Raw genomic sequence first — 22,461 nt, 5'->3', positions numbered from 1 at the left:
GGTCACTTATCCTGGAAAGGGGGAGGGGCCGATCAGCCCGTGGATGTAGCCGATCACGCCGTAGAGCGCGACCGACGCAATGAGGAACAGACCGTCCTTGGCCAGGCTGCCCCTGGGGCGCGGGGACCAGTTTGGCTCGGCGCGGTTGATCACGATGACCTCTGTGACCGCCCAGGCCAGAAGCCCGCCGAACAGCACGAACGAGGCCGCATCCCAGTTGACCAGCAGATGTGCCACCGCCCAGAGCTTGATGCCAATCAGCATCGGGTGCCGCATGCCATTAAGCAGCGCGCCCTTTTTCGGTGCCGGGCTCATCATGTAAATCGCGATCAGCACCATCAGGTTGTTGATGTGGCGCAGGAAGGGCGGCGGCGCGGCCAGGTCGTAGACCTCGGCCGAACGGTAGCCCAGCACCATCAGCAAAACACTCAAGAGCAGCGCCAGAGCCACCAAGGCCTTACCCTTGTCGCCCATCGCGGCCCGCGGCCCGGGCGCGAGCCGCTTGAACAGATGCGCTCCCCACCACAGCACGAGCCCCGCAATCAAAAGCGCCATGTCCCTCTCCTTTCGCCGTTTTTTCTGCGTCTACAGCTAGGCGGAAAGCGCGGCGATTGCATCCGCTTTTGCAAGGATTTCCCGCGCTGTGGCCACATGCAGGTTTTCGACAATGCGGCCGTCGACCACCGCGACTCCCTGGCCCGCGGCCTGGGCCTCCTCGAAGGCGGCAATCTGGCGGCGGGCGGTTTCGATCTCCTCTTCCGCCGGAGCAAAGGCAGCATTGGCAACCTCCACCTGCGCCGGATGGATCAGCGTCTTGCCGTCGAACCCCATATCACGGCCCTGCTCGCATTCAGCTGCAAGCCCCTCGGCGTCCTTGAAGGCGTTGTAGACCCCATCGACGATGGCGCGCCCCTCGGCCTTGGCGGCCAGCAGGCATAGCCCCAGCCCCGTCATCATCGGCAGCCGGTCGGGGCGGCTGCGCGATTGCAGCTCCTTGGCCAGATCATTGGTGCCCATCACCATGCCCTGCAGCTTCGGGTGTGCGGCAATGGCGGCGGCGTTCAGCATGCCGCGCGGGGTCTCCATCATCGCCCAGAGCGGTTTGTCCCCGGTGAACTCCGCCAGCGCGTCCAGATCCGCAGCGGAGGACACCTTCGGCAGCAAGACCGCGTCGCAGTCCATCTGCGCTGCCGCTTCAGCATCGGCGCGCCCCCACTCGGTATCGAGCCCGTTGATCCGCACAATCCGCATCCGCGCGCCATAGCCGCCGCCGGCCAGCGCCTCCGCCAGCGTCGTGCGCGCGTTCACCTTCTCGTCCGGCGAGACCGCATCCTCCAGGTCGAAGATCACCGCGTCCACCGGCAGGGTTTTGGCCTTCTCCAAGGCGCGCGGCTTGGAGCCGGGGATGTACAAAACCGAACGGTAAGGGCGCGCGCGCGGATCCATGAAGCCTCTCCTTTGGTTATTTTGTTGCTCAAACCGCTACCGAATCGAATGCAAACTTTCAAGGCAAATTCCGCCGCAACGCAGCACAGACGTTGCGGCCTCGCGGCAAGATGCTGAAACGAAGTGTAAAATACCGGAGATCGCCGGATTAACCGTATCTCAGCACCTCACAGTCATGCTGGGAGACATCAAGCCAAAGGCTCTTCGCCGCCAAACGGCGCAGCAGCTGCCCGCGGGCAGGCGCCCGCTTCCAGGACCAACGCTACACCGGCCCGCTTGGGGCGACCGGGGATGCCTCATGAGGCGCCCCGCCCTGTCCGGCCGCTCGGGAGAAGGGTGAAACGCAATGCTGAAGACAATAATGAACCTGACCTTGGGGCTGTGTCTGCTGTCCCTGCTCGCGCTCAGCGCCGGACCCGCTGCCGCGCAGGGGCGCAAATGCGCACCGCGCGAGAAGGTGGTGCAGCGGCTGGCTGAGAAATACGGCGAAAGCAGGCAGAGCATCGGCATGGGTGAGCGCGGCCTGGTGATGGAAACCTTTGCCTCCGCCGAATCCGGCAGCTGGACCATCACCGTAACCACCCCCACCGGGATCACCTGCCTGGTCGCCTCCGGCCAATCCTACGAGGTGCTGGCCGAAGCGCTGCCGGAGATGGAGAGCGACGCCTGAGGCGCGCGGAACGGAATCGGCTCCGGCCAAGCGCAGGCCGAAGCCGCAACGGACGAGGCAGGCCGAAGGGCCATACAGGCGCGGCGACCGCCCCGGCCGGAAGGGCGGGCCGCCGCACGCCATGCCGCCGCCCGGGCACCGCTGGTGCCACCGGCGGCCGCGCGCCGGGATGCGCCCGCGCCGCTTCCTGAGACCGGCCCGAATCCTGCCGGGGGCGCCATTCCGGTGACCCTGCGCAGGCGCCCCACCGGCTTCAACGTTCCAGACCAGCTCCCGCCCGGCGCCCGATGCCGCAGCGCAGAACACTTGCGCGGGAAGGCGTTACGCCGTAGGTCATCAGGCAAATTCAACCGGACCGGAGAAATCATCCAATGGCACGACCCAAAATCGCCCTTATCGGCGCAGGTCAGATCGGCGGCACCCTCGCACATCTCGCAGCCCTGAAGGAACTTGGCGACGTCGTTCTGTTCGACATCGCCGAAGGCACCCCCGAAGGCAAGGCGCTGGACATCGCGGAGTCCGGTCCCTCGGAAGGCTTCGACGCCAAACTGAAGGGCACCCAGTCCTACGAGGACATCGCAGGCGCCGACGTCTGCATCGTGACCGCCGGCGTGCCGCGCAAGCCGGGCATGAGCCGCGACGACCTTCTGGGCATCAACCTCAAGGTCATGAAATCCGTTGGCGAAGGCATCCGCGACCATGCGCCGGACGCTTTCGTGATCTGCATCACCAACCCGCTCGACGCGATGGTCTGGGCGCTGCGCGAATTCTCCGGCCTGCCGCACAGCAAGGTCTGCGGCATGGCAGGCGTGCTGGATTCGGCCCGCTTCCGCCACTTCCTGGCCGAGGAATTCAACGTCTCGATGAAGGACGTGACCGCCTTTGTGCTGGGCGGCCATGGCGACACCATGGTGCCGTCCGTGCGCTACTCCACCGTGGCCGGCATCCCGCTGCCCGACCTGGTCAAGATGGGCTGGACCAGCCAGGAGAAACTCGACGCCATCGTGCAGCGCACCCGTGATGGCGGCGCCGAGATCGTGGGCCTCTTGAAGACCGGCTCCGCCTTCTACGCACCCGCCACCGCGGCGATCGAGATGGCCGAGGCCTTCCTCAAGGACCAGAAGCGCGTGCTGCCCTGCGCCGCCTACTGCGACGGCGAGCTGGGTGTGAAGGACATGTATGTGGGCGTGCCCACCGTGATCGGCGCCGGCGGTGTCGAGCGCATCGTCGAGATCGAGCTGACCTCGGAAGAGCAAGCGATGTTCACCAACTCGGTGAACGCCGTGAAAGGCCTGGTCGAAGCCTGCAAGGGCATCGACGCCTCGCTGGCATAAGCCCGCCACGCCAAGCTACCTGAAAGGCCCGCCCTCGTGGCGGGCCACTTGCTGTTCCGGCCTCCCCTGCCGCAAACGGGTCCATGCCCTGCTGCCGCTTTCGTGCCGCGGAGTGCCGGGCGCGCCGCTTTGCCGCAGCTTCGAATCACCCTCCGTTAAGGCTTCGGAAATTCGTGATCACACGCCTGAAAAGCGTGATCACAAATCTGGCAAATCTCCGCCAATTTCCGCCGCTCCGCCTGAAAAGCCTTTAAACCGCCCGCCGGAGACGGCCTAGTGTGCGCGACAATTGCAGCCAGACGGGACAGTTTCAGATGAACATCCACGAATATCAGGCCAAAGCCCTTCTTCGCAGCTATGGCGCCCCGGTGTCCGACGGACGGGTGGTGCTGAGAGCCGAAGAGGCAAAGACCGCAGCGGGTGAACTGGACGGCCCGCTTTGGGTGGTGAAGGCACAGATCCACGCAGGCGGCCGCGGCAAGGGCTCCTTCAAGGAAGCCGGCGCGGGCGAGAAGGGCGGCGTGCGCCTGACCAAATCGGTCGAGGAAGCCGCCGAGGAAGCCAAGAAGATGCTCGGCCGCACTCTGGTCACGCATCAGACCGGCCCGGCGGGCAAGCAGGTGAACCGCATCTACATCGAGGCCGGCTCCGGCATCGAGCGCGAGCTGTACCTGGCGCTGCTGGTCGACCGCCAGACTTCGCGCATCTCCTTTGTCTGCTCCACCGAAGGCGGCATGGACATCGAGGAAGTGGCAGAAGCCACCCCGGAGAAGATCCTCTCCTTCTCGGTTGACCCGGCCTCCGGCTACCAGCCGTTCCACGGCCGCCGCATCGCGTTCTCGCTCGGCCTCGAGGGCGCGCAGATCAAGCAGTGCGTGAGGCTGATGGGCCAGCTCTACCAGGCCTTCGTCGAGAAGGACATGGAGATGCTGGAGATCAACCCGCTGATCGTCTCCGACGATGGCAACCTGAAGGTGCTGGACGCCAAGCTGAGCTTCGACGGCAACGCGATCTACCGACATGCCGACGTGGCCGAGCTGCGCGACACAACCGAGGAAGACCCGAAAGAGCTGGAAGCCTCCAAGTACGACCTGAACTACATCGCGCTCGACGGTGAGATCGGCTGCATGGTGAACGGCGCGGGCCTCGCGATGGCGACCATGGACATCATCAAGCTCTACGGTGCCGAGCCCGCGAACTTCCTCGACGTTGGCGGCGGCGCCACCAAGGAGAAGGTGACCGAAGCGTTCAAGATCATCACCTCGGACCCGAACGTCAAAGGCATCCTGGTCAACATCTTCGGCGGCATCATGCGCTGCGACGTGATCGCCGAGGGCGTGGTCGCCGCGGTGAAGGAAGTCGGCCTGAAGGTGCCGCTGGTGGTCCGTCTCGAAGGCACCAACGTCGACAAGGGCAAGGAGATCATCAACACCTCCGGCCTCGACGTGATCGCCGCCGACGACCTCAAGGACGGCGCCGAGAAGATCGTGAAGGCGGTGAAGGGCTGATCGGTATGCGATCCATGCTTTTGGCAATGGCAGCTTGCGCCGCCGCAAATTCGGCGCAGGCAGTCGAGATCACCCGCGAGGGCAGCTTCCGCTTCACTGCACCCGCTCTCGTGGCTGCCGATACCATTTGCCAGAAGAAGGCCGCAAGCCATCTGGATAAGTTCGCGAAAGGCCTTGAGAAAATCGATTTTCCAGGCCCGGATTACTGGGACTCCGCAATCACAGGAAACACGGCGTTTCTCTATTCCGGGCTGACCATCAAGTCGATGTCGGGCGAGGTCGAGGCAAACATGCTGTGCCTGCTTTCCACCTCAGCAAACCCTACGGTCGAAACTGCGTTCTCCTTTCTGGGAGAGGGCTTGGTAGGCCGGAAGGAGCGCTACAGAGTGGGCGGTGTAAGTGGTGAAGTCCCAGCCTTCTCGTTCGTATCCAGTTCTCCGTTGCAGAAATAGGAACCGATCCCGTGCCACGCATCATTGGCAAAACCAAATATTGCTCGTTCGGCATGTTTGATCGCGGGATGCGGCCTTGCGTCTTGGAGGGCAATGCACCGTGAAAGCCGCCGTCTTCCTCATAGGCTTGGCGCAGGCCACGGGCCGGGCGGAGCTGATGCAGCGCGAGCTGGATCAGGCCGGGCTCGAGGCCACGCGTGTCGACGCGGTGGACAGCACCGTCGTCAGCCGCGAGGAGATGCTCAGGCAGTGCGAGCCCGAGGGCAACTGGGGCTACTTCCAGACCAAGGACATGGCCTGCACGCTGAGCCATGCCAAGGCCTGGGAGGCGCTCTTGGCGTCCGATGCCGAGGTGGCACTGATCCTGGAGGATGACGTGTTCCTGTCGCCCGACACCGGCGCCTGGCTTGCGAACCTCTCCTGGTGGCCTGCCGATGCCGGCATCGTCAAGTTCGAGCGCTGGCGGGCAAAACGGCTGCAGGTGGCGCTTGCCAAGGGCGGCTTTACCCACATGGGCCGCGAGGTGCGCAGGCTGCTGTCCCGCCACGCGGGCGGCGCGGCCTATGTGATCTCGCGGCAGGCGGCGCAGCATTTGCTGGACAGCCGTCCCTTCGCCATCACGCTCGACAACCTGCTGTTCAACTTCGATGCCTCCGCGCCCGCGCGCGGCATCAAGGTCTACCAGGTCCAGCCGGCCCTCGCCGAACAGGGCAACGAGGCCCCCGGCGAACACGCCATTGGCCCGGCGCGCCACCGCCCCACCGGCTGGCCGCTGATCCGCCAGAAACTCCGCCGCGGGATCTACGAGTTCCGCGGCGGCTTCCGAATACTTCCCAGTGTGGTCTTGGGGCGGGCCACCCTCGAAAAAATCCGCTTCGACGGCCGCGCTTTGGCCACCCCACAGAACCAACAGACACCTATCGCTTGAAGGAACCGACGACATGGCAGTCCTCATCGACGAAAACACCAAAGTCATCTGTCAGGGCTTCACCGGCTCGCAGGGCACTTTCCACTCCGAGCAGGCCATCGCCTACGGCACCAAGATGGTCGGCGGCGTGACCCCCGGCAAGGGCGGCCAGACGCACCTGAACCTGCCGGTCTTCAACTCCGTGCATGAAGCCAAGCACGTGACCGAGGCCAACGCCTCCGTGATCTACGTGCCGCCGCCGTTTGCCGCCGACTCGATCCTGGAGGCGATCGACGCCGAGATGGAAGTGATCGTCTGCATCACCGAAGGCATCCCGGTGCTCGACATGATGAAGGTGAAGCGGGCGCTGGAGAACTCCAAGTCCACCCTGATCGGCCCGAACTGCCCCGGCGTGATCACCCCGGATGCCTGCAAGATCGGCATCATGCCCGGCCACATCCACCGCCGCGGCTCGGTCGGGGTTGTTTCGCGCTCCGGCACGCTTACCTACGAGGCCGTGAAGCAGACAACCGACGTCGGCCTTGGCCAGTCTACCTGCGTGGGCATCGGCGGCGACCCGATCAAGGGCACCGAGCACATCGACGTGCTGGAGTGGTTCTTGGCCGATGACGAGACCGAGAGCATCATCATGATCGGCGAGATCGGCGGCTCCGCCGAGGAAGAAGCCGCGCAGTTCCTGGCCGACGAGGCCAAGAAGGGCCGCAAGAAGCCGGTTGCTGGCTTCATCGCCGGCCGCACCGCGCCTCCGGGCCGCCGCATGGGCCATGCCGGTGCCATCGTGGCCGGCGGCAAGGGCGGCGCCGAGGACAAGATCGAAGCGATGAAGTCGGCAGGCATCGTCGTCGCTGAAAGCCCGGCGGGCCTGGGCGAAGCCGTGCTGAAGGCGATCGGCAAGTAAGACCGCGGGCCTGCGGGGCATCTGCACGGCAGGCACGGCCCGGCGGTTCCCGCCGGGCGCTTCTGTCTGATGCTCCGGCCCGGCCGCCCCGCAGTGGCGATCAGGCGCGGTTTAAGACATTGAATACCCCCGCAGTCCACATTGCGGGGCGCGGCCTCCGGGCCGAAACCCATACGGTCCCAATCCGCTAGAGGTAACCTCATGACCGACCAAAGCCCCAATGACCTCTTCCACGCCTCCTCCTTCATGCAGGGGCACAATGCGGAGTATCTGGAGCAGCTCTACGCCCAGTACGCCAATGATCCGAATGCGGTGGACGCCGCCTGGGGGGAGTTCTTCCGCCGCATGGGCGACGCCGAACTGGACGTGAAGGCGGAGGCCACCGGCCCGTCCTGGGCCCGGTCCGACTGGCCGCCCGCGCCTGCCGATGAGCTGACCAGCGCGCTCACTGGCCAGTGGCCCGACCCGGTTGAGGCCGAGGCCGCAGGCAAAAAGATCAAGGCCAAGGCATCCGAGAAGGGCGTCGAGATCTCCGACAAGGACGTGCAGCGCGCGGTGCTGGATTCGATCCGCGCCCTGATGCTGATCCGCGCCTACCGCTTCCGCGGCCACCTGGCCGCCAACCTCGACCCGCTGGGCATGCGCGCCGAGACCCCGCACCCGGAACTGGACCCCAGGACCTACGGCTTCACCGACGCCGACATGGACCGGCCGATCTTCATCGACAACGTGCTTGGCCTGCAGGTTGCAACCATGCGCCAGATCGTCGGCATCGTGAAGCGCACCTACTGCGGCACCTTCGCGCTGCAGTACATGCATATTTCCGACCCCGAGCAGTCCGCCTGGCTGAAAGAGCGGATCGAGGGCTACGACAAGGAAATCACCTTCACCCGCGAGGGCCGCAAGGCGATCCTCAACAAGATGGTCGAGGCCGAGGGCTTCGAGAAGTTCCTGCATGTCAAATACACCGGCACCAAGCGTTTCGGCCTTGATGGCGGCGAAAGCCTGATCCCGGCGATGGAGCAGATCATCAAGCGCGGCGGCGCGCTTGGCGTGAAGGACATCGTGATCGGCATGCCGCACCGCGGCCGCCTGTCGGTGCTCGCCAACGTGTTGCAGAAACCCTACCGGGCGATCTTCCACGAATTCCAGGGCGGCAGCTTCAAGCCCGAGGACGTGGACGGCTCCGGCGATGTGAAATACCACCTCGGTGCCTCCTCCGACCGCGAGTTCGACGGCAACGAGGTCCACCTCAGCCTGACCGCCAACCCGTCGCACCTGGAAGCGGTGAACCCGGTGGTTCTGGGCAAGGTCCGCGCCAAGCAGGACCAGCTGGGCGACAAGACCCGTACCCAGGTGCTGCCGATCCTGCTGCACGGCGACGCCGCGTTCGCGGGCCAGGGCGTGGTGGCGGAATGCTTTGCGCTCTCCGGCCTGCGCGGCCACCGCACAGGCGGCACCATGCACATCGTGGTGAACAACCAGATCGGTTTCACCACCGCGCCGCATTTCTCGCGCTCCTCCCCCTACCCGACCGACAACGCCCTGGTGGTCGAGGCGCCGATCTTCCACGTCAACGGCGACGACCCGGAAGCAGTGGTGCACGCCGCTAAGGTGGCGACCGAGTTCCGCCAGAAGTTCGGCAAGGACGTGGTGCTCGACATCTTCTGCTACCGCCGCTTCGGCCACAACGAGGGGGATGAGCCGATGTTCACCAACCCCCTGATGTACAAGAAGATCAAGGGCCACAAGACTACCCTCAGCCTCTATACCGAGCGGCTGGTCAAGGATGGCCTGATCCCCGAGGGCGAGATCGAGGATATGAAGGCCGCCTTCCAGGCGATGCTGAACGAGGAGTTCGAGGCCGGCAAGAACTACAAGCCCAACAAGGCCGACTGGCTGGACGGGCGCTGGTCGCATCTGGACAAGCAGGACGCCGACTACCAGCGCGGCCGCACCGCGGTCGAGCCGGAGACCTTCAAGGAAATCGGCCAGGCGCTGACCCGGCTGCCCGAGGGCTTCCCGGTGCACCGCACCGTGAAACGCTTCCTCGACGCCCGCGCCAAGATGTTCGAGAACGGCCAAGGCATCGACTGGGCCACCGGCGAGGCGCTCGCCTTCGGCTCGCTGATGCTGGAAGGATACCCGGTGCGCCTGGCGGGCCAGGACGCCACCCGCGGAACCTTCTCGCAGCGCCATTCCGGCATCGTGAACCAGGAGACCGAGGAGCGCTACTACCCGCTCAACAACATCCGGTCCGGCCAGTCGCAATTCGAAGTGATCGATTCAGCGCTCAGCGAATATGCGGTGCTGGGGTTTGAATACGGCTACTCGCTGGCCGAACCCAACGCGCTCACCCTCTGGGAAGCGCAGTTCGGCGATTTCGCCAACGGCGCTCAGATCATGTTCGATCAGTTCGTTTCCTCGGGTGAGTCGAAATGGCTGCGCATGTCGGGCCTTGTCTGTCTCTTGCCGCACGGGTTCGAGGGCCAGGGGCCGGAGCACTCTTCCGCCCGGCTCGAGCGCTTCCTGCAGATGTGCGGCCAGGACAACTGGATCGTGGCGAACTGTACGACGCCTGCGAACTACTTCCACATCCTGCGCCGCCAGCTGCACCGCACCTTCCGCAAGCCCCTGGTGCTGATGACGCCGAAGTCGCTGCTGCGCCACAAGCTCGCGGTCTCCAAGGCCGATGAGTTCACCACCGGCTCCAGCTTCCACCGGGTGCTCTGGGATGACGCCCAGCATGGCAACTCCGACACCCAGCTGGTGGCGGACGGCAACATCAAGCGCGTCGTCATGTGCTCGGGCAAGGTCTACTACGACTTGCTGGAGGAGCGCGACGCCCGCGGCATCGACGACGTCTACCTGATGCGGATCGAGCAGTTCTATCCCTTCCCCGCGATCTCCATGGTGAAAGAGCTGGAGCGCTTCAAGCAGGCGGAGATGGTCTGGTGCCAGGAAGAGCCCAAGAACCAGGGCGCCTGGACTTTCATCGAGCCCAACATCGAGTGGGTGCTGACCCGGATCGGCGCCAAGCACACCCGGCCGATCTATGTCGGCCGCGCCACCTCGGCCTCGCCCGCGACCGGCCTGGCCAGCGAACACAAAGCCCAACAAGAGGCGCTCGTGAACGAAGCGCTGAGCATCTGAGGAAGTATTTGATATGACCACCGAAGTGCGCGTGCCCGCCCTGGGCGAATCCGTGACCGAAGCAACGGTAGCCACCTGGTTCAAGAAGCCAGGCGATCAGGTCTCTGCCGATGAAATGCTCTGCGAGCTGGAGACCGACAAGGTCACCGTCGAGGTGCCCGCCCCGGCCTCCGGCCGGCTGGAGGACATCGTCGCGGGCGAAGGCGAAACCGTCGGCGCCGATGCGCTGCTCGCCAACATCGCCGAATCCGACGCGGCCGGCCCCGAAGTCGTGAAGCCCCGCGGCGAAAAAGCCGCCGCTGCCGAGCCCGAAGCCTCCGGAACCGGGGATGCCGGTGCCAGCACCGACATCATGGTGCCTGCGCTCGGGGAATCGGTGACCGAGGCCACCGTCTCCACCTGGTTCAAGAAGGTCGGCGACAGCGTCGCCCAGGACGAGATGCTGTGCGAACTGGAAACCGACAAGGTCTCCGTCGAGGTCCCCGCACCGGCCGCGGGCGTGCTCGCAGAAATCAGCGCCGAAGAAGGCGCGACCGTGACCGCCGATGCAAAGCTCGGCGTGATCTCGGGCGGCGCGGGCGCTGCCAAGCCCGCCGCTAAATCCGGCAACGGCGAAGCCGCGGCCGAAGCTGCCCCGGAAACGTCGGGAGGCAAGGACGTCGCCAACGCCCCCTCCGCCGAGAAGGCGATGGCCGAAGCGGGCCTCAATGCTTCGGACGTGAAGGGCACCGGCCGCGATGGCCGCATCATGAAGGAAGACGTGGCCGCCGCCATCGCCGCCGCGAAATCCGCACCCGCCGCCGCGCCCGCGCCCGCCGCCCAGGTCCGCGGCCCGGTCTCGGCCGATGACGCCGCGCGGGAGGAGCGGGTGAAGATGACGCGCCTGCGCCAGACCATCGCCAAGCGCCTGAAGGACGCCCAGAACACCGCCGCGATCCTGACCACCTACAACGAGGTGGACATGACCGAGGTGATGGCGCTGCGCAACCAGTACAAGGACCAGTTCGAGAAGAAGCACGGCGTGCGCCTCGGCTTCATGTCCTTCTTCACCAAGGCCTGCTGCCATGCGCTGAAGGAAGTGCCCGAGGTCAACGCCGAGATCGACGGCACCGACATCGTCTACAAGAACTTCGTGCACATGGGTGTTGCCGCTGGCACCCCGCAGGGCCTGGTGGTGCCGGTGATCCGCGACGCCGACCGGATGTCCTTTGCCGAGATCGAGAAGGCGATCGCCGAGAAGGGCAAGCGCGCCCGCGACGGCAAGCTGTCGATGGCGGAGATGCAGGGCGGCACCTTCACCATCTCCAACGGCGGCGTCTACGGCTCGCTGATGTCCTCGCCGATCCTGAACCCGCCGCAGTCCGGCATCCTCGGCATGCACAAGATCCAGGAGCGCCCGATGGTCATCGACGGCGAGATCAAGATCCGCCCGATGATGTACCTGGCGCTCAGCTACGACCACCGCATCGTCGACGGCAAAGGCGCGGTGACCTTCCTGGTCCGCGTCAAGGAAGCCCTCGAGGACCCGCGCCGGCTGCTGATGGATCTGTAAAAACAGGCGCATCCGGATTGCATCGGGCCCATCAGCGGCCCGATGCGTGTTTCTTTAAGGCATTGCGTGGGCTGTATGAGCTATCAACCGGAACCGGATCCTGAAAAGGAATACCCCAGGCTGTTTGCGCTTAAACACCGCGTGATTGCGTGGAAAGCTCAGCGTCCGATTGCATTTTGGTTCTGGATCTGGCTGCTCTGCGCCGGTGTCACGCTCTTGTTTTTGCCCGTTTCCTCTCCGCAGCAGTTGGAACGCCCGTCGTCGAAAGGGTTTGCGCTTTATACTGCCCTTGGCTGGATTTACCCGTTTTGCCTATGGGTAAAAGCCCGGAGGCAGCAAACGTGACCCCCGAACTCACCGCCCTCACCTTTGCTGCGCTTCTGCAGGTGGTTCAGATCGCCCTGATGGCGGTGCCTGCCAACCTGGAGCTTGGCCAGGGCAAGACGCTCGGCCCCCGCGACCGGGACCGGCTGGGCGGTGATTTGCAGGACCAGGTCTCGAGGCGCACTGCGCGGCTCTACCGGGCAATGAATAACCACTTCGAAGGGCTGATCCTGTTCACCATCGCCTGCCTCGCGGTCACGCTGGCAGGCAAAAGCTCGCCCCTCACCGCGGCTTGCGCCTATGCCTACCTCGGCGCGCGCCTGCTCTACATCCCGGCCTATGCCTTCGGCTGGGTGCCCTGGCGCAGCCTGATCTGGAGCGCCGGCTGCCTCGCCACCGCGCTCATGCTGCTGGCGGCGCTGCTATGACCTGTCATCTTTCTCCAAATACTCCGGGGGAGGCCCGCCAGGGCCGGGGGCAGCGCCCCCTCCCCGGCTTGCGCCCTGCGCAACACTTCTCTGTCAAATCCGTCCAAGCCGGTGTAGGCCCGCTGCCTAAGGGGTGCAGGGGACTCACCCCGCTTGGACCACGCCCATTCTGAAGAAAGGACCTTGTAATGGCCTCTTATGACGTGATCGTAATCGGCGCCGGCCCCGGCGGCTATGTCTGCGCCATCCGCTGCGCCCAGCTGGGCCTGAAGACCGCCATCGTGGAGGGCCGCGAGACGCTCGGCGGCACCTGCCTCAACGTCGGCTGCATCCCCTCGAAGGCGCTGCTGCACTCGACCCACCTGCTGCACGAGGCAGAGCACAACTTCGCGCACATGGGCCTCAAGGGCAAAACGCCTTCCGTCGACTGGGACCAGATGAAGGCCTACAAGGACGAGGTCATCGGCCAGAACACCGGCGGCGTCGAGTTCCTGATGAAGAAGAACAAGATCGACTGGATCAAGGGCTGGGCCTCGATCCCCGAGGCGGGCAAGGTCAAGGTCGGCGGCGACACCCATGAGGCGAAGAACATCGTGATCGCCTCCGGCTCGGTCCCCGCCTCGATCCCCGGCGTGGAGATCGACGAGAAGCAGGTGGTCTCCTCCACCGGCGCGCTGGAGCTGCCGAAGATCCCCAAGAAGATGGTGGTGATCGGCGCGGGCGTGATCGGCCTGGAGCTGGGCTCGGTCTATGCCCGCCTCGGCGTCGACGTGACCGTGGTGGAATACCTCGACGCGGTCTGCCCCGGCATGGACAAGGACGTGCAGCGCAGCTTCAAGCGGATCCTGGAAAAGCAGGGCCTGAAGTTCATCATGGGCGCCGCGGTGCAGGGCGTGGAGACCGGCAAGGGCAAAGCCAAGGTGACCTATGAGCCCAAGAAGGGCGGCGATAAGGAAACGCTCGATGCCGACGTGGTGCTGGTCGCCACCGGCCGCAAGCCCTACTCCGAGGGGCTGGGGCTCGATGCGCTGGGTGTGAAGATGACCGAGCGCGGCCAGATCGCCACCGACAAGACCTGGGCCACGAACGTGAAGGGCATCTACGCCATCGGCGACGTGATCGAAGGCCCGATGCTCGCCCACAAGGCCGAGGACGAGGGCATGGCCGTGGCCGAGGTGATCGCGGGCAAGCATGGCCACGTGAACTACGGCGTGATCCCGGGCGTGGTCTACACTACTCCGGAAGTGGCCACCGTCGGCGCGACCGAAGACGCGCTGAAGGCCGAGGGCAAGAAGGTCAAGGTCGGCAAGTTCATGTTCATGGGCAATGCCCGCGCCAAGGCCGTGCACCAGGCCGAGGGCGGCTTCGTCAAGATCATCGCCGACAAGGAAACCGACCGCATCCTGGGCGCCGCGATCATCGGCCCCGGTGCCGGCGACCTGATTCACGAGCTTTGCGTGGCGATGGAGTTCGGCGCTTCGGCCGAGGATGTTGCGCTCACCTGCCACGCGCATCCGACCTACTCCGAAGCGGTGCGCGAGGCGGCGCTGGCCTGCGGCGACGGCGCGATCCACAGCTGATCCGGCGCGCACCGGCACTGAAACGCAAAGGCAGCTCCCCGGAGCTGCCTTTTTTCTTGCCCGGTCCGTTTCTCCTCAGCGCGGAACAAGGCCGCAAGGCCGCCGCGCATCGCCGCCGCGCCCCCACGCGGCGGCGATTTGGCTTCGGCTGGGTGGTCCCTCGGGAGGGCATACGGACTTTGCCGGGATAAACTGCCAGTCACGTCTGCTGGCATCGCCCCCGCGCGCGCCGTCAAAGCGCAGCTAGTCTCTTCCCGCGAAGAAGCCACTCAGTCGGCCGACCGGGCGGAACAGCCCCCGGCCGGCACGCGCTCCCGGTCCCCCGTAAAGCGCCTCCAGCTCGTCAAGACTGCTGATATACTCCATCCGGCTCAAACCCCGCTTCCCGCATCAATGCGTCCGAGCGGCGCTCGACTTGCTCTTCCAGACTTGCCATGAATTCTTCCCGCCCGAGCCCCGGCTCCAGGGGCGGCAGGAATTCCACCACCGCCAGGCCCGGCTTGCGCATCAGCCCCTTGCGCGGCCAGAACAGGCCCACGTTGGTGGCGGCCGGCACGCAAGGCTGACCCAGCGCCTGATACAGCACCGCGGTGCCGACCTTGTACGGTTTTTTGACCCCCGGCGCCACGCGGGTGCCTTGCGAATAGATGATCAGCTGGCCCGGCTCGCGGCTTTCGGCGGCGACGCCCTTGACCATCCTCGCAATGGCGGCGCCGCGCTTGCCGCGGTTCACCGGCACGCAGCCCAGGCGCTTGGCATAGATGCCGATCACCGGGGTCCACAGAAGCTCGCGCTTCATGATGAAGCGGGCCGAAGGCACGGCGTTGAAGATGATCAGGATGTCGAGGAAGCTCTGGTGCTTGGCGGCTATGATCACCTCGCCCTCGGGCACCGGGCCGCGCACCTCGCTCTTGATGCCGACCATCCAGCGCGCCGTCCACAGCACCCAGCGGCAGTAGCTCTTGCAGGCCACCCTCGCGCCGCGGCGCGAAACCAGCGCCCAGGGCGCGAAGACCAGCCCGATGACCGCCATCGCCAGGTAGATCTGGAATTCGAACAGGGCCGAGCGCAGCCACTGGAATGCGGATTTCACGTAAGTTCCCCCAAACGTTTGCGCGCCGCGCGGGCGGTGGCGCCAAAGGCCACCAGCGCGCCCAGCGGCGGGATCAGCAGCGGCGCCAGCCAGCCCCAGCCCTGGAAGCCAAGCCCGGTCAGGAAGCCGCCCTCTTCCGAGGCGGCGGGCATCAGCCAGACCCCGGCCATTCCCAAAGCCACGCCCGCGGCAGTGCCCATCAGCGCCCGCAGAGTGAAGCGGCGCACGAAGGCCTGCGCGATGTAGCTGTCAAGCGCGCCAACCAGCCGCAGAACCTCGATCACCTGGGCATTCGCGGCCAGCGCGGCATTGGCGGCCAGCGTGATCATCGCGGCCGTCGCGCCGCCGATCAGCAGGATCGAGACCCAGGCCAGCCGCCTGAGCGCGCGGGCGGCGTCGACCAGCGGCGCGCGCCAGCGGGCATGGTCATCGAGAACGGCGCCCGGCACCTCGGCCTGCAGCCGCAGCCTCAGCCCGGTGGCGTCGTAGCCCGGATCATCCGCCGTCACCTCGATCAGCTGCGGCACCGGCAGATCTTCGGCAGGCAGGCTGGAGCCGAGCCAGGGCGCAAGCAGTGCGGCCTGCTCCTCCACGCTCAGCGCCCGTGCCTGGGCAACGCCGGGAGTCTGGCGCAGGATTTCCAGCGCCGCTTCGGTCTGCGCCGCGCGCTGCTCAGCAGGGGCGTTGATGCGCAGGGTAGCAGCGCGCGCGAGTTCCGAGGCCCAGCGGTCCGCCAGCCGCCCCGAGGCCAGAGACAGCGCCAGCGCAAAGACCGCGAGGAACGCCATCGCCCCCGCGGCAAACAGCGTGAGATGGGCAGTGAAGCCGCTCGGCGGCACCACCCGGTCGGCCTGGGCATCGCCCAGGATCAGCTGGCGCAGCCGCGCGGACCGCCCGCCGCTCACAGATCGGCCCCCGCCGAGTGCAGCCGCCCGCCCGAGATCCTCAGCACCCGCGCCTGCACCTGGTTCTTGGCGGCGCGGATCAGCGACAGGTCGTGAGTGGCGACCAGGATGGTCTTCTCCATCCGGTTCAGCTCCACGAGAAGCTGCAGCAGCCGCTGCGACATCTCCCAGTCGACGTTGCCGGTGGGCTCATCCGCGATGATTACGTCGGGGGACAGGATCAAGGAGCGGGCCAGCGCCGCCCGCTGCCGCTCCCCGCCCGAGAGTTCCGGCGGCAGCGCATCGGCGCGGTCGGCCAGGCCCACCCAGTTCAGGAGCTCGCGCAGGTTGGCTTCCTCCTGCGAAAGACCGCGTCCCGAGACGGTGAGCGGCAGGGCGATGTTCTCGATTACCGGCAAATGGTCGAGAAAGCGGCAGTCCTGGTGCACCACGCCGACACGGCGGCGCAAATAGGCCATCTGGTCCCGGTCCAGCCCCTTCACATCCATGTTGAAGGCCCGCACCCGCCCTGCGGTCGGAGTGAGCGCGCCGTAGCAGAGCTTCAGGAGCGTCGTCTTGCCTGCGCCGGAGGGACCGGTGAGGAAGTGGAACGAGCCCGGCGCCAGCCGCACCGAGACGCCGGACAGCAACTCGCCGCCGCCGTAATTGTAGCCCACCTCGTCCAGCTCGATCACCGCTGCCCCCTTGTTTTTCCGTGCCGTTGTGCCCCAAGGCCCCGTCAGATTCAATGGCTGCTGTTGCGGCAGAGCCGCCGTGGCGGAGGGCGGCCGGGCCACACCGCGATTGGCCCTTTTATGGCGGGGCGGAACTACCTATGATCGCTGGAAAACAACCTGCCGGCGGCCGCGGGCGCCGGCGCCGAGGAGAGAGCAATGCGCCTGACCTGTCCGAATTGCGCCGCCCAGTACGAAGTGCCGGATGACGTCATTCCCGCCGAGGGCCGGGACGTGCAGTGCTCGGAGTGCGACCAGACCTGGTTCCAGCCCGGGGTTGCAGAAGAAGCGGCGGCGCAGGCACCAGACACCACGCGCCCGGAACACACCAAGCCCGAGGCGCCTGAAACGGCTGCACCTGACGCGCCGGAATCCGGCACGCCTGCGCCGGAAACTCCCCAGCACGACCCTGCCCCCGGACCCGCCCCCGAACCGCCTGCCCCGCGGGCCCGCGGGCTTGACCCGGAACTGTCCGACATCCTGCGCGAGGAGGCGGCGCGCGAGTCCGCCCTGCGCGCAGCCGAAGCCCAGGCGCTGGAAACCCAGCCCGACCTCGGCCTTGACGCAATGCCCGGCGGGCCGCCCGCACGCCCGCGCCGCGCAGAACGCCCCGAGCACCATGAGCAGCCCGAGCGTATCGCCCGTGCCCGCCGCGGGGCCCGTCCCGCAGCCGAAGCGCGGGATCAGGACTGGCGGCGCAACGGTCTGGAGACCGAGGCCGCCGCAGCAGGCTCCCGCCGCGACCTGCTGCCCGATATCGAAGAGATCAACTCCACCTTGCGCGCAGGCGAAAGCGCCACCGCGGCCGGAGCAGCCGACGGCACCGGCTCCGTGCGGCGCAGACAGGGTGGCTTTGCCCGCGGCTTTACGCTGTCGCTGCTGGTGATGCTGGCGCTGGTCATGACCTATGCCAACGCGCCACTGATTGCCGAGTATCTGCCGCAGGCGGGCAGCGCGCTGGAAGGCTATGTCGCCTGGGTCGACCAGCTGCGGCTGTGGCTGGACGTGCAGGTGAAGTCGCTCACCGCAGCGTAGAAAACCTTCTCCGCCCCCTGGGCCCCCGATCCCGGGAGTTCGCGGGGCAGCGGGCGTCGCATCCCAGCCGCGCCGCCGCGCCCAAGCTGCAGTCAGAAGCGGTCGAGCAGCCGCTGCAGGTAGCCGCGTTCGCTGTCGCCGCGCTCGCGGTCGCCGGCCCGGCGGCGGATTTCCTCCAGCAGATCCCAGGCGCGGCGGTAGGCCTGGCCCTCGCCGACCTCGCCGCCGTCCAGGGTGCCGCGGCTGTTGCGGCCCAGCGGGTCCATCCGGTCGCCGCGCGCCGTCGCCGACGGCTGGCCCTGGCCGTTCGGCTGGCCCTGCTGCTGCTGCGCCAGCGCTTCGCCGAGGCTGCGCATGCCTTCGCGCAGCGCCTCCATCGCTTCGGACTGGCGGCCGATGGCATCGGCGAGATCGCCGCCGCGCAAAGACTCTTCCGCACCCTCCATGGCGCGGCCCGCACGGTCGAGCGCCTCGCGCGCGGCCTCGCCCGCCTCGCCGCCCGCAAAGGGCAGTCCCTGCTGCTGGCGCTGCAACTGACGGCGCAGCGCGTCCTGGCGGTCGGCGAGGCTGCCCGCTTCCGGCTCCTGAGCGCCGCCGTCCGGGCCGCGGCTCTGGCGGTTTCCGCCCTCGCCGCGGCCGGCCTCGCTGCCGCGGCCCGCGCCCTCCTGGCCGCCGTCCTGATGGGACTGGCCGCGGCCCAGCCCCCCCTCGCGGCCTTCGTTGCCCTGGCTCTCGCCGCTCTGGGCACCGGGATTGAACTGCTCCTGCAGGTCGCGGAAAGCCTGGTCCGAGAGCCCCTGCTGTTCACGCAGGGTTTCCGCCAGCCCCTCCATCGCCTCGCGGCCTGCATCAGCGCCCTGCCCTCCCTGGGAGCGGGTCACCCGCATGTTCTCCATCATCTGCTGGAACTCGCGCAGGGCCTGTTCGGCCTCGGCCATGCGGCCCTGTTCCATCAGTTCCTGGATGCGGTCCATCATCGCCTGCAAGTCGTCCTGGCTCAGCGTCATCGTATTCTGATCGCCGCCGCCCGGCTGTTCCGGCCCGGCCTCTGCCTGGCGGCTGAGCTGGCGCAGGTAGTCCTGGGTGGCCTCGCGCAACTCCTGCATCAGGCGGGCGATCTCCTGATTGCTGGCGCCGTCGCGCATTGCCTGGCTGAGCCGTTCCTGAGCGCGCTGCATCCGTTCCAGGGCATCGCCAATGTCGCCTTCCTCCATATGCAGCGCCAGAGCCCAGAGCGCAGCGGCCACTTCTTCCTGCCGCGGTTCGGGCAGGGCGTTCTGGGCGATGTAACTCTCCAGCCGGCGCAGAATGCTGCGCAGGCGCAGGTAATCCCCATAATCACGGAAGACGCCTTCTGGCCGGTGCGACAGGCTGCGCAGGATGCGCGCCACCCGCGGCGCGTTCGCGCGCGACCACAGCAAGTCCCGCCGCTGCTCCGCCACCGCCGCCGCCAGCGGGTCGAAGAACCGCCGCGTGACCAGCGGCGCGCTGTACGCCGCCGCATCGGCCTCATGCCCGGCCTCGTCGCTGACGGCAATGCTGTAGGTGACCGGCAGGTTGGCCCAGGGGTGCTCGGAGAAATCCTCGACCAGGGTTTCGGTGAAGGCCTTGCGGCCGCCGGTGATCGGCAGGGGCAGGTCCACCACTATGGGTTCGCGGGCGTCCGGGTCGATGGTGAGACCATAGCGCCGCTCGACGCTGGCGAGGTCCAGCGTGATGGTCAGCGTGCCGCCTGCCACGCCATAGTCATCGCTGGCGGAATAGGCAATCGCGGTCTCGCCGCCCGCGTCCAGCTCGGGATCGCCCGCCGCGGCGGCCTTGGGCGGCTGATCGGCAATCACCTCCACAGACCAGCTGCGCCCGCCTGGGCCCTCGATCTCCAGCGTTCCGGAGTGCGCGGCCTCGAATTCATGCATCGGCGCCGCGGGCGGGACCTCCGCGCCGGCGCGGCCCGAGACGGTTTCCGCCAGCGACAGCGCTCCCGCCTTACCATAGAAGCGCAGTGTCACCTTGCTGCCCTCGGGCAGCTCCAGCGGGCCTTCTGCCTGGTCGTTGAGGTAAAGCACCGGAAGGCGGGTGTACGCGGGCGGTTCGGCCCAGCCCTCCCAGGCCGGACCGCCCAGCGCCGAGCCGTTGCCGCCGGGCGCCAGCCCGCGGACCGAGGCCACCTGCCAGATAGAGCCGAACAGGAGCGCCACCACCAGCGCAAGCGCCGCCACATAGCGCAGCGCGAACGGGTCGGCGGCTGCAAGCCTGAGATCCGGCGCAGGCGCTCGGGCGCGCCGCGCGGCCTCGGCCATGCGGCGCTGATGCGCCTGCCAGAGCGCGGCCGAGGCGGGATCATCCGCGCCGATGGCCTGCTGATCCAGAAGCGTGCTGACCGGCCGGCCCGGCAGCGTTCCATCCAGCCGCGCAAGCGCAGCGGCGCGGCTCGGCCAGCGGAAGCGCCAGAGGCCCCAGCCCAGAGCCGTCAGCCCGCCCAGCACCGCTGCCACGGTGCCGGTCCAGACGGCTTCAACCGGCAGAAGCTCATGCAGCCCCAGCATCAGCGCCGCCAAAGCCGCCATCACCACCGAGGCGAACGGCCAGAAGGCGCGCAAGCTGCGCTCAGCCGCCATCCCGGCCCGGGTCAGGGCCAGGGGGCGCTTGAGCTGCTCCAGCGTGTCTTCGGTGCCGCAGGTGCGGTCCGTATTGCGGGCCATGCGGGGCTCCCCTGCCAATGGCCCGCGCCGGATCGCGTCAGAGCCACTCCGGGATGGTATCGCGGTTTATCATTTCGTCAAAGTCCGGGCGGCGGCGGATGACCGCAAATTGATCCCCATGCACCAGCACCTCCGGGATCAGCGGACGGGAATTGTACTCGCTCGCCATCACCGCGCCATAGGCGCCGGCGCTGCGGAAGGCGATCAGGTCCCCCGGCGCCACTGGCGGCATTGCGCGCTGGCGGGCAAAGGTGTCGCCGGTCTCGCAGACCGGGCCGACGATGTCATAGGGCTGGCTGTCGACGCCCGGCGCGGGTTCGATCACCGCCACGATGTCGTGATGCGCCTCATACATGGCAGGGCGGATCAGGTCGTTCATGGCGCCGTCGATGATCAGGAAATCGCGGCCCTCGCCCTGCTTCAGGTAAATCACCTTGGAAACCATCAGGCCCGCATTGCCTGCGATCAGCCGGCCCGGCTCGATCTCGATCTCGCAGTTCAGATGGCCCAGGGTGTCCTTGATCAGCTGGCCGTATTCCACCGGCAGAGGCGGAGCGCTGTTGGAGCGCTCGTAGGGGATTCCCAGGCCGCCGCCGAGGTCGAGGCGGCGGATGTCATGACCGTCGGCGCGCAGAGTTTCGGTCAGCTCCGCGACCTTCTGGTAGGCGAGGCGGAACGGCTCCAGCTCGGTCAGCTGCGAGCCTATGTGGACGTCGATGCCGACCACCTCCAGCCCCGGCAGCGCGGCGGCGCGGGCATAGACTTCGCGGGCGCGGGCAATCGGGATGCCGAACTTGTTCTCGGATTTGCCGGTGGCAATCTTGGCGTGGGTTTTGGCGTCCACGTCCGGGTTCACCCGGATGGTGATCGGGGCCACGGTGCCGAGTTCGGCGGCGATGGCGCTGATCACCTCCATCTCGGGCTCGCTCTCGACATTGAACTGGCGGATGCCGCCGGTGAGGGCCACGCGGATTTCCTCCGCGGTCTTGCCGACGCCGGAGAAGACGATCTTCTCCCCCGGCACGCCCGCCGCCTTGGCGCGCAGGTATTCGCCCTGGCTCACCACATCCATGCCCGCGCCCGCCTGCGCCAGGGTCTTCAGGATCGCCTGATTGCTCGCCGCCTTCATCGCGTAGCAGACCAGGTGGTCGGTGCCCTCCAGCGCCTCGTCGAACAGCCGGAAGTGGCGCAGCAGGGTGGCGGTGGAATAGACGTAGAACGGGGTGCCCACCGCCGCGGCGATCTCGGTGACGGGAACATCCTCGGCGTAAAGCGCGCCGTCGCGGTAGAGAAAGTGATCCATGGGATGGCGTTTAGGGCAAAACGGGCAGGCGGATCAATTGATTCCGCCCTAGCGGGGCGTGGCACCCCGCCGCCCGCGTCCCCTCCCGCCCGTCGCAAGGCGCATCCAAGATGCCCCCGCTCCCGTTGGGCCGTGCGCCGCGCTCACGCGCGGCGGGGCCAGGCCGCGCCGGCGGGTCAAGGGCCGCGCCAGCGGCGGCGCGCAGCGGCGTTCACCCTTGACGCGCCCACTTTGATACTCTGGACAAGGCGCTTGAGGGCAAACCTGCCCCTCAAGCGCTTCTCAGCTTAAAGAAACCGCCCGATCTTCCGCCCCGGCCCGCCATCTGATCAAACACCAGCAGCCGCTGGCCCTTCCCGGTCCCGGTGCATGGTCCCAGGCCGCGGTATCCCCCCTCCGGGCACGCCACCATTCCGCCGCACCGCCGAGCCGCAACG

Annotated in this window: 19 protein-coding genes; 12 read left to right on the top strand and 7 right to left on the bottom strand. The window is 67.1% G+C overall.

Annotated features, from left to right (window positions below):
• Positions 1 to 6: 6 nt before the first annotated feature.
• Entirely contained in the window at positions 7 to 555 is a 549-nt protein-coding gene (locus ACOHWE_RS15665) for an NnrU family protein (RefSeq protein WP_420667656.1), read from the bottom strand.
• A gap of 36 nt (positions 556 to 591) precedes the next feature.
• The gene (locus ACOHWE_RS15660; protein WP_420667655.1) at positions 592 to 1,446 is read right to left on the bottom strand and encodes an HpcH/HpaI aldolase/citrate lyase family protein; all 855 of its coding nucleotides are present in this window, start codon (positions 1,444 to 1,446) and stop codon (positions 592 to 594) included.
• 346 nt (positions 1,447 to 1,792) lie between these two features.
• Between ACOHWE_RS15660 and ACOHWE_RS15655 the strand changes: the two genes are divergently transcribed.
• From ACOHWE_RS15655 to lpdA, 11 genes are all read left to right on the top strand, one after another.
• On the top strand, positions 1,793 to 2,116 hold the full coding sequence (locus ACOHWE_RS15655) for a hypothetical protein (RefSeq protein ID WP_420667654.1): 324 nt from the start codon (positions 1,793 to 1,795) through the stop codon (positions 2,114 to 2,116).
• A 371-nt stretch (positions 2,117 to 2,487) separates the two neighbouring features.
• The gene (gene mdh / locus ACOHWE_RS15650; RefSeq protein ID WP_420667653.1) at positions 2,488 to 3,450 is read left to right on the top strand and encodes a malate dehydrogenase; all 963 of its coding nucleotides are present in this window, start codon (positions 2,488 to 2,490) and stop codon (positions 3,448 to 3,450) included.
• A gap of 314 nt (positions 3,451 to 3,764) precedes the next feature.
• On the top strand, positions 3,765 to 4,958 hold the full coding sequence (gene sucC, locus ACOHWE_RS15645; protein ID WP_420667652.1) for an ADP-forming succinate--CoA ligase subunit beta: 1,194 nt from the start codon (positions 3,765 to 3,767) through the stop codon (positions 4,956 to 4,958).
• A 14-nt stretch (positions 4,959 to 4,972) separates the two neighbouring features.
• Complete coding sequence (locus ACOHWE_RS15640; protein ID WP_420667651.1) at positions 4,973 to 5,410, top strand: hypothetical protein; 438 nt, start codon at positions 4,973 to 4,975, stop codon at positions 5,408 to 5,410.
• 100 nt (positions 5,411 to 5,510) lie between these two features.
• Positions 5,511 to 6,338 carry a glycosyltransferase family 25 protein gene (locus ACOHWE_RS15635; RefSeq protein ID WP_420667650.1) on the top strand — a complete coding sequence of 276 codons (828 nt, stop codon included), beginning with the start codon at positions 5,511 to 5,513 and terminating at the stop codon, positions 6,336 to 6,338.
• 13 nt (positions 6,339 to 6,351) lie between these two features.
• On the top strand, positions 6,352 to 7,236 hold the full coding sequence (gene sucD, locus ACOHWE_RS15630) for a succinate--CoA ligase subunit alpha (RefSeq protein ID WP_420667649.1): 885 nt from the start codon (positions 6,352 to 6,354) through the stop codon (positions 7,234 to 7,236).
• 201 nt (positions 7,237 to 7,437) lie between these two features.
• Complete coding sequence (locus ACOHWE_RS15625; protein ID WP_420667648.1) at positions 7,438 to 10,389, top strand: 2-oxoglutarate dehydrogenase E1 component; 2,952 nt, start codon at positions 7,438 to 7,440, stop codon at positions 10,387 to 10,389.
• 13 nt (positions 10,390 to 10,402) lie between these two features.
• Positions 10,403 to 11,941, top strand: a complete 1,539-nt coding sequence (gene odhB, locus ACOHWE_RS15620) for a 2-oxoglutarate dehydrogenase complex dihydrolipoyllysine-residue succinyltransferase (RefSeq protein WP_420667647.1) — start codon at positions 10,403 to 10,405, stop codon at positions 11,939 to 11,941.
• Positions 11,942 to 12,016: 75 nt separating this feature from the next.
• Positions 12,017 to 12,286 (top strand): hypothetical protein, encoded by a 270-nt coding sequence (locus ACOHWE_RS15615; RefSeq protein WP_420667646.1) that lies wholly within the window; start codon positions 12,017 to 12,019, stop codon positions 12,284 to 12,286.
• A complete protein-coding gene (locus ACOHWE_RS15610) occupies positions 12,283 to 12,693 on the top strand; it encodes an MAPEG family protein (protein WP_420667645.1) in 411 nt (136 codons plus the stop codon). Before ACOHWE_RS15615 ends, ACOHWE_RS15610 begins: the two co-directional genes overlap by 4 nt.
• 188 nt (positions 12,694 to 12,881) lie before the next feature.
• Positions 12,882 to 14,273 carry a dihydrolipoyl dehydrogenase gene (gene lpdA / locus ACOHWE_RS15605; protein WP_420667644.1) on the top strand — a complete coding sequence of 464 codons (1,392 nt, stop codon included), beginning with the start codon at positions 12,882 to 12,884 and terminating at the stop codon, positions 14,271 to 14,273.
• 343 nt (positions 14,274 to 14,616) lie between these two features.
• Here the strand turns inward: lpdA and ACOHWE_RS15600 are convergent, their stop codons facing one another.
• From ACOHWE_RS15600 to ACOHWE_RS15590, 3 genes are read right to left on the bottom strand one after another with little or no spacing between them, the layout of a single operon-like run.
• Positions 14,617 to 15,366, bottom strand: a complete 750-nt coding sequence (locus tag ACOHWE_RS15600) for a lysophospholipid acyltransferase family protein (RefSeq protein WP_420667643.1) — start codon at positions 15,364 to 15,366, stop codon at positions 14,617 to 14,619.
• Positions 15,363 to 16,271, bottom strand: coding sequence for a cell division protein FtsX (locus tag ACOHWE_RS15595; RefSeq protein WP_420667642.1), 909 nt, complete (start codon positions 16,269 to 16,271; stop codon positions 15,363 to 15,365). The genes ACOHWE_RS15600 and ACOHWE_RS15595 overlap by 4 nt, the downstream gene beginning before the upstream one ends.
• On the bottom strand, positions 16,268 to 16,945 hold the full coding sequence (locus ACOHWE_RS15590) for a cell division ATP-binding protein FtsE (protein ID WP_420667641.1): 678 nt from the start codon (positions 16,943 to 16,945) through the stop codon (positions 16,268 to 16,270). The genes ACOHWE_RS15595 and ACOHWE_RS15590 overlap by 4 nt, the downstream gene beginning before the upstream one ends.
• Before the next feature lie 198 nt (positions 16,946 to 17,143).
• Between ACOHWE_RS15590 and ACOHWE_RS15585 the strand changes: the two genes are divergently transcribed.
• Positions 17,144 to 18,019 (top strand): zinc-ribbon domain-containing protein, encoded by an 876-nt coding sequence (locus tag ACOHWE_RS15585; RefSeq protein WP_420667640.1) that lies wholly within the window; start codon positions 17,144 to 17,146, stop codon positions 18,017 to 18,019.
• A 92-nt stretch (positions 18,020 to 18,111) separates the two neighbouring features.
• Here ACOHWE_RS15585 and ACOHWE_RS15580 read toward each other — a convergent pair whose 3' ends face one another.
• Together ACOHWE_RS15580 and lysA are read right to left on the bottom strand one after the other, a co-directional pair.
• Positions 18,112 to 20,721 carry a TIGR02302 family protein gene (locus ACOHWE_RS15580; protein WP_420667639.1) on the bottom strand — a complete coding sequence of 870 codons (2,610 nt, stop codon included), beginning with the start codon at positions 20,719 to 20,721 and terminating at the stop codon, positions 18,112 to 18,114.
• Between the two features lie 37 nt (positions 20,722 to 20,758).
• Positions 20,759 to 22,024, bottom strand: a complete 1,266-nt coding sequence (lysA, locus tag ACOHWE_RS15575; RefSeq protein ID WP_420667638.1) for a diaminopimelate decarboxylase — start codon at positions 22,022 to 22,024, stop codon at positions 20,759 to 20,761.
• Positions 22,025 to 22,461 lie beyond the last annotated feature (437 nt).

The sequence above is a fragment of the Cribrihabitans neustonicus genome (assembly GCF_048820895.1).
Taxonomy (GTDB): Bacteria; Pseudomonadota; Alphaproteobacteria; order Rhodobacterales; family Rhodobacteraceae; genus Cribrihabitans_A; species Cribrihabitans_A neustonicus.
Note: the sequence above shows the minus strand (reverse complement) of the source record. Positions and strands in the feature narration are given on the sequence as shown.

Coding starts and splice junctions, on each gene's coding strand:
- ACOHWE_RS15665 (WP_420667656.1), bottom strand. CDS start 555: ATGGCGCTTTTGATTGCGGGGCTCGTGCTGTGGTGGGGAGCGCATCTG.
- ACOHWE_RS15660 (WP_420667655.1), bottom strand. CDS start 1,446: ATGGATCCGCGCGCGCGCCCTTACCGTTCGGTTTTGTACATCCCCGGC.
- ACOHWE_RS15655 (WP_420667654.1), top strand. CDS start 1,793: ATGCTGAAGACAATAATGAACCTGACCTTGGGGCTGTGTCTGCTGTCC.
- mdh (WP_420667653.1), top strand. CDS start 2,488: ATGGCACGACCCAAAATCGCCCTTATCGGCGCAGGTCAGATCGGCGGC.
- sucC (WP_420667652.1), top strand. CDS start 3,765: ATGAACATCCACGAATATCAGGCCAAAGCCCTTCTTCGCAGCTATGGC.
- ACOHWE_RS15640 (WP_420667651.1), top strand. CDS start 4,973: ATGCTTTTGGCAATGGCAGCTTGCGCCGCCGCAAATTCGGCGCAGGCA.
- sucD (WP_420667649.1), top strand. CDS start 6,352: ATGGCAGTCCTCATCGACGAAAACACCAAAGTCATCTGTCAGGGCTTC.
- ACOHWE_RS15625 (WP_420667648.1), top strand. CDS start 7,438: ATGACCGACCAAAGCCCCAATGACCTCTTCCACGCCTCCTCCTTCATG.
- odhB (WP_420667647.1), top strand. CDS start 10,403: ATGACCACCGAAGTGCGCGTGCCCGCCCTGGGCGAATCCGTGACCGAA.
- ACOHWE_RS15615 (WP_420667646.1), top strand. CDS start 12,017: ATGAGCTATCAACCGGAACCGGATCCTGAAAAGGAATACCCCAGGCTG.
- lpdA (WP_420667644.1), top strand. CDS start 12,882: ATGGCCTCTTATGACGTGATCGTAATCGGCGCCGGCCCCGGCGGCTAT.
- ACOHWE_RS15585 (WP_420667640.1), top strand. CDS start 17,144: ATGCGCCTGACCTGTCCGAATTGCGCCGCCCAGTACGAAGTGCCGGAT.
- ACOHWE_RS15580 (WP_420667639.1), bottom strand. CDS start 20,721: ATGGCCCGCAATACGGACCGCACCTGCGGCACCGAAGACACGCTGGAG.
- lysA (WP_420667638.1), bottom strand. CDS start 22,024: ATGGATCACTTTCTCTACCGCGACGGCGCGCTTTACGCCGAGGATGTT.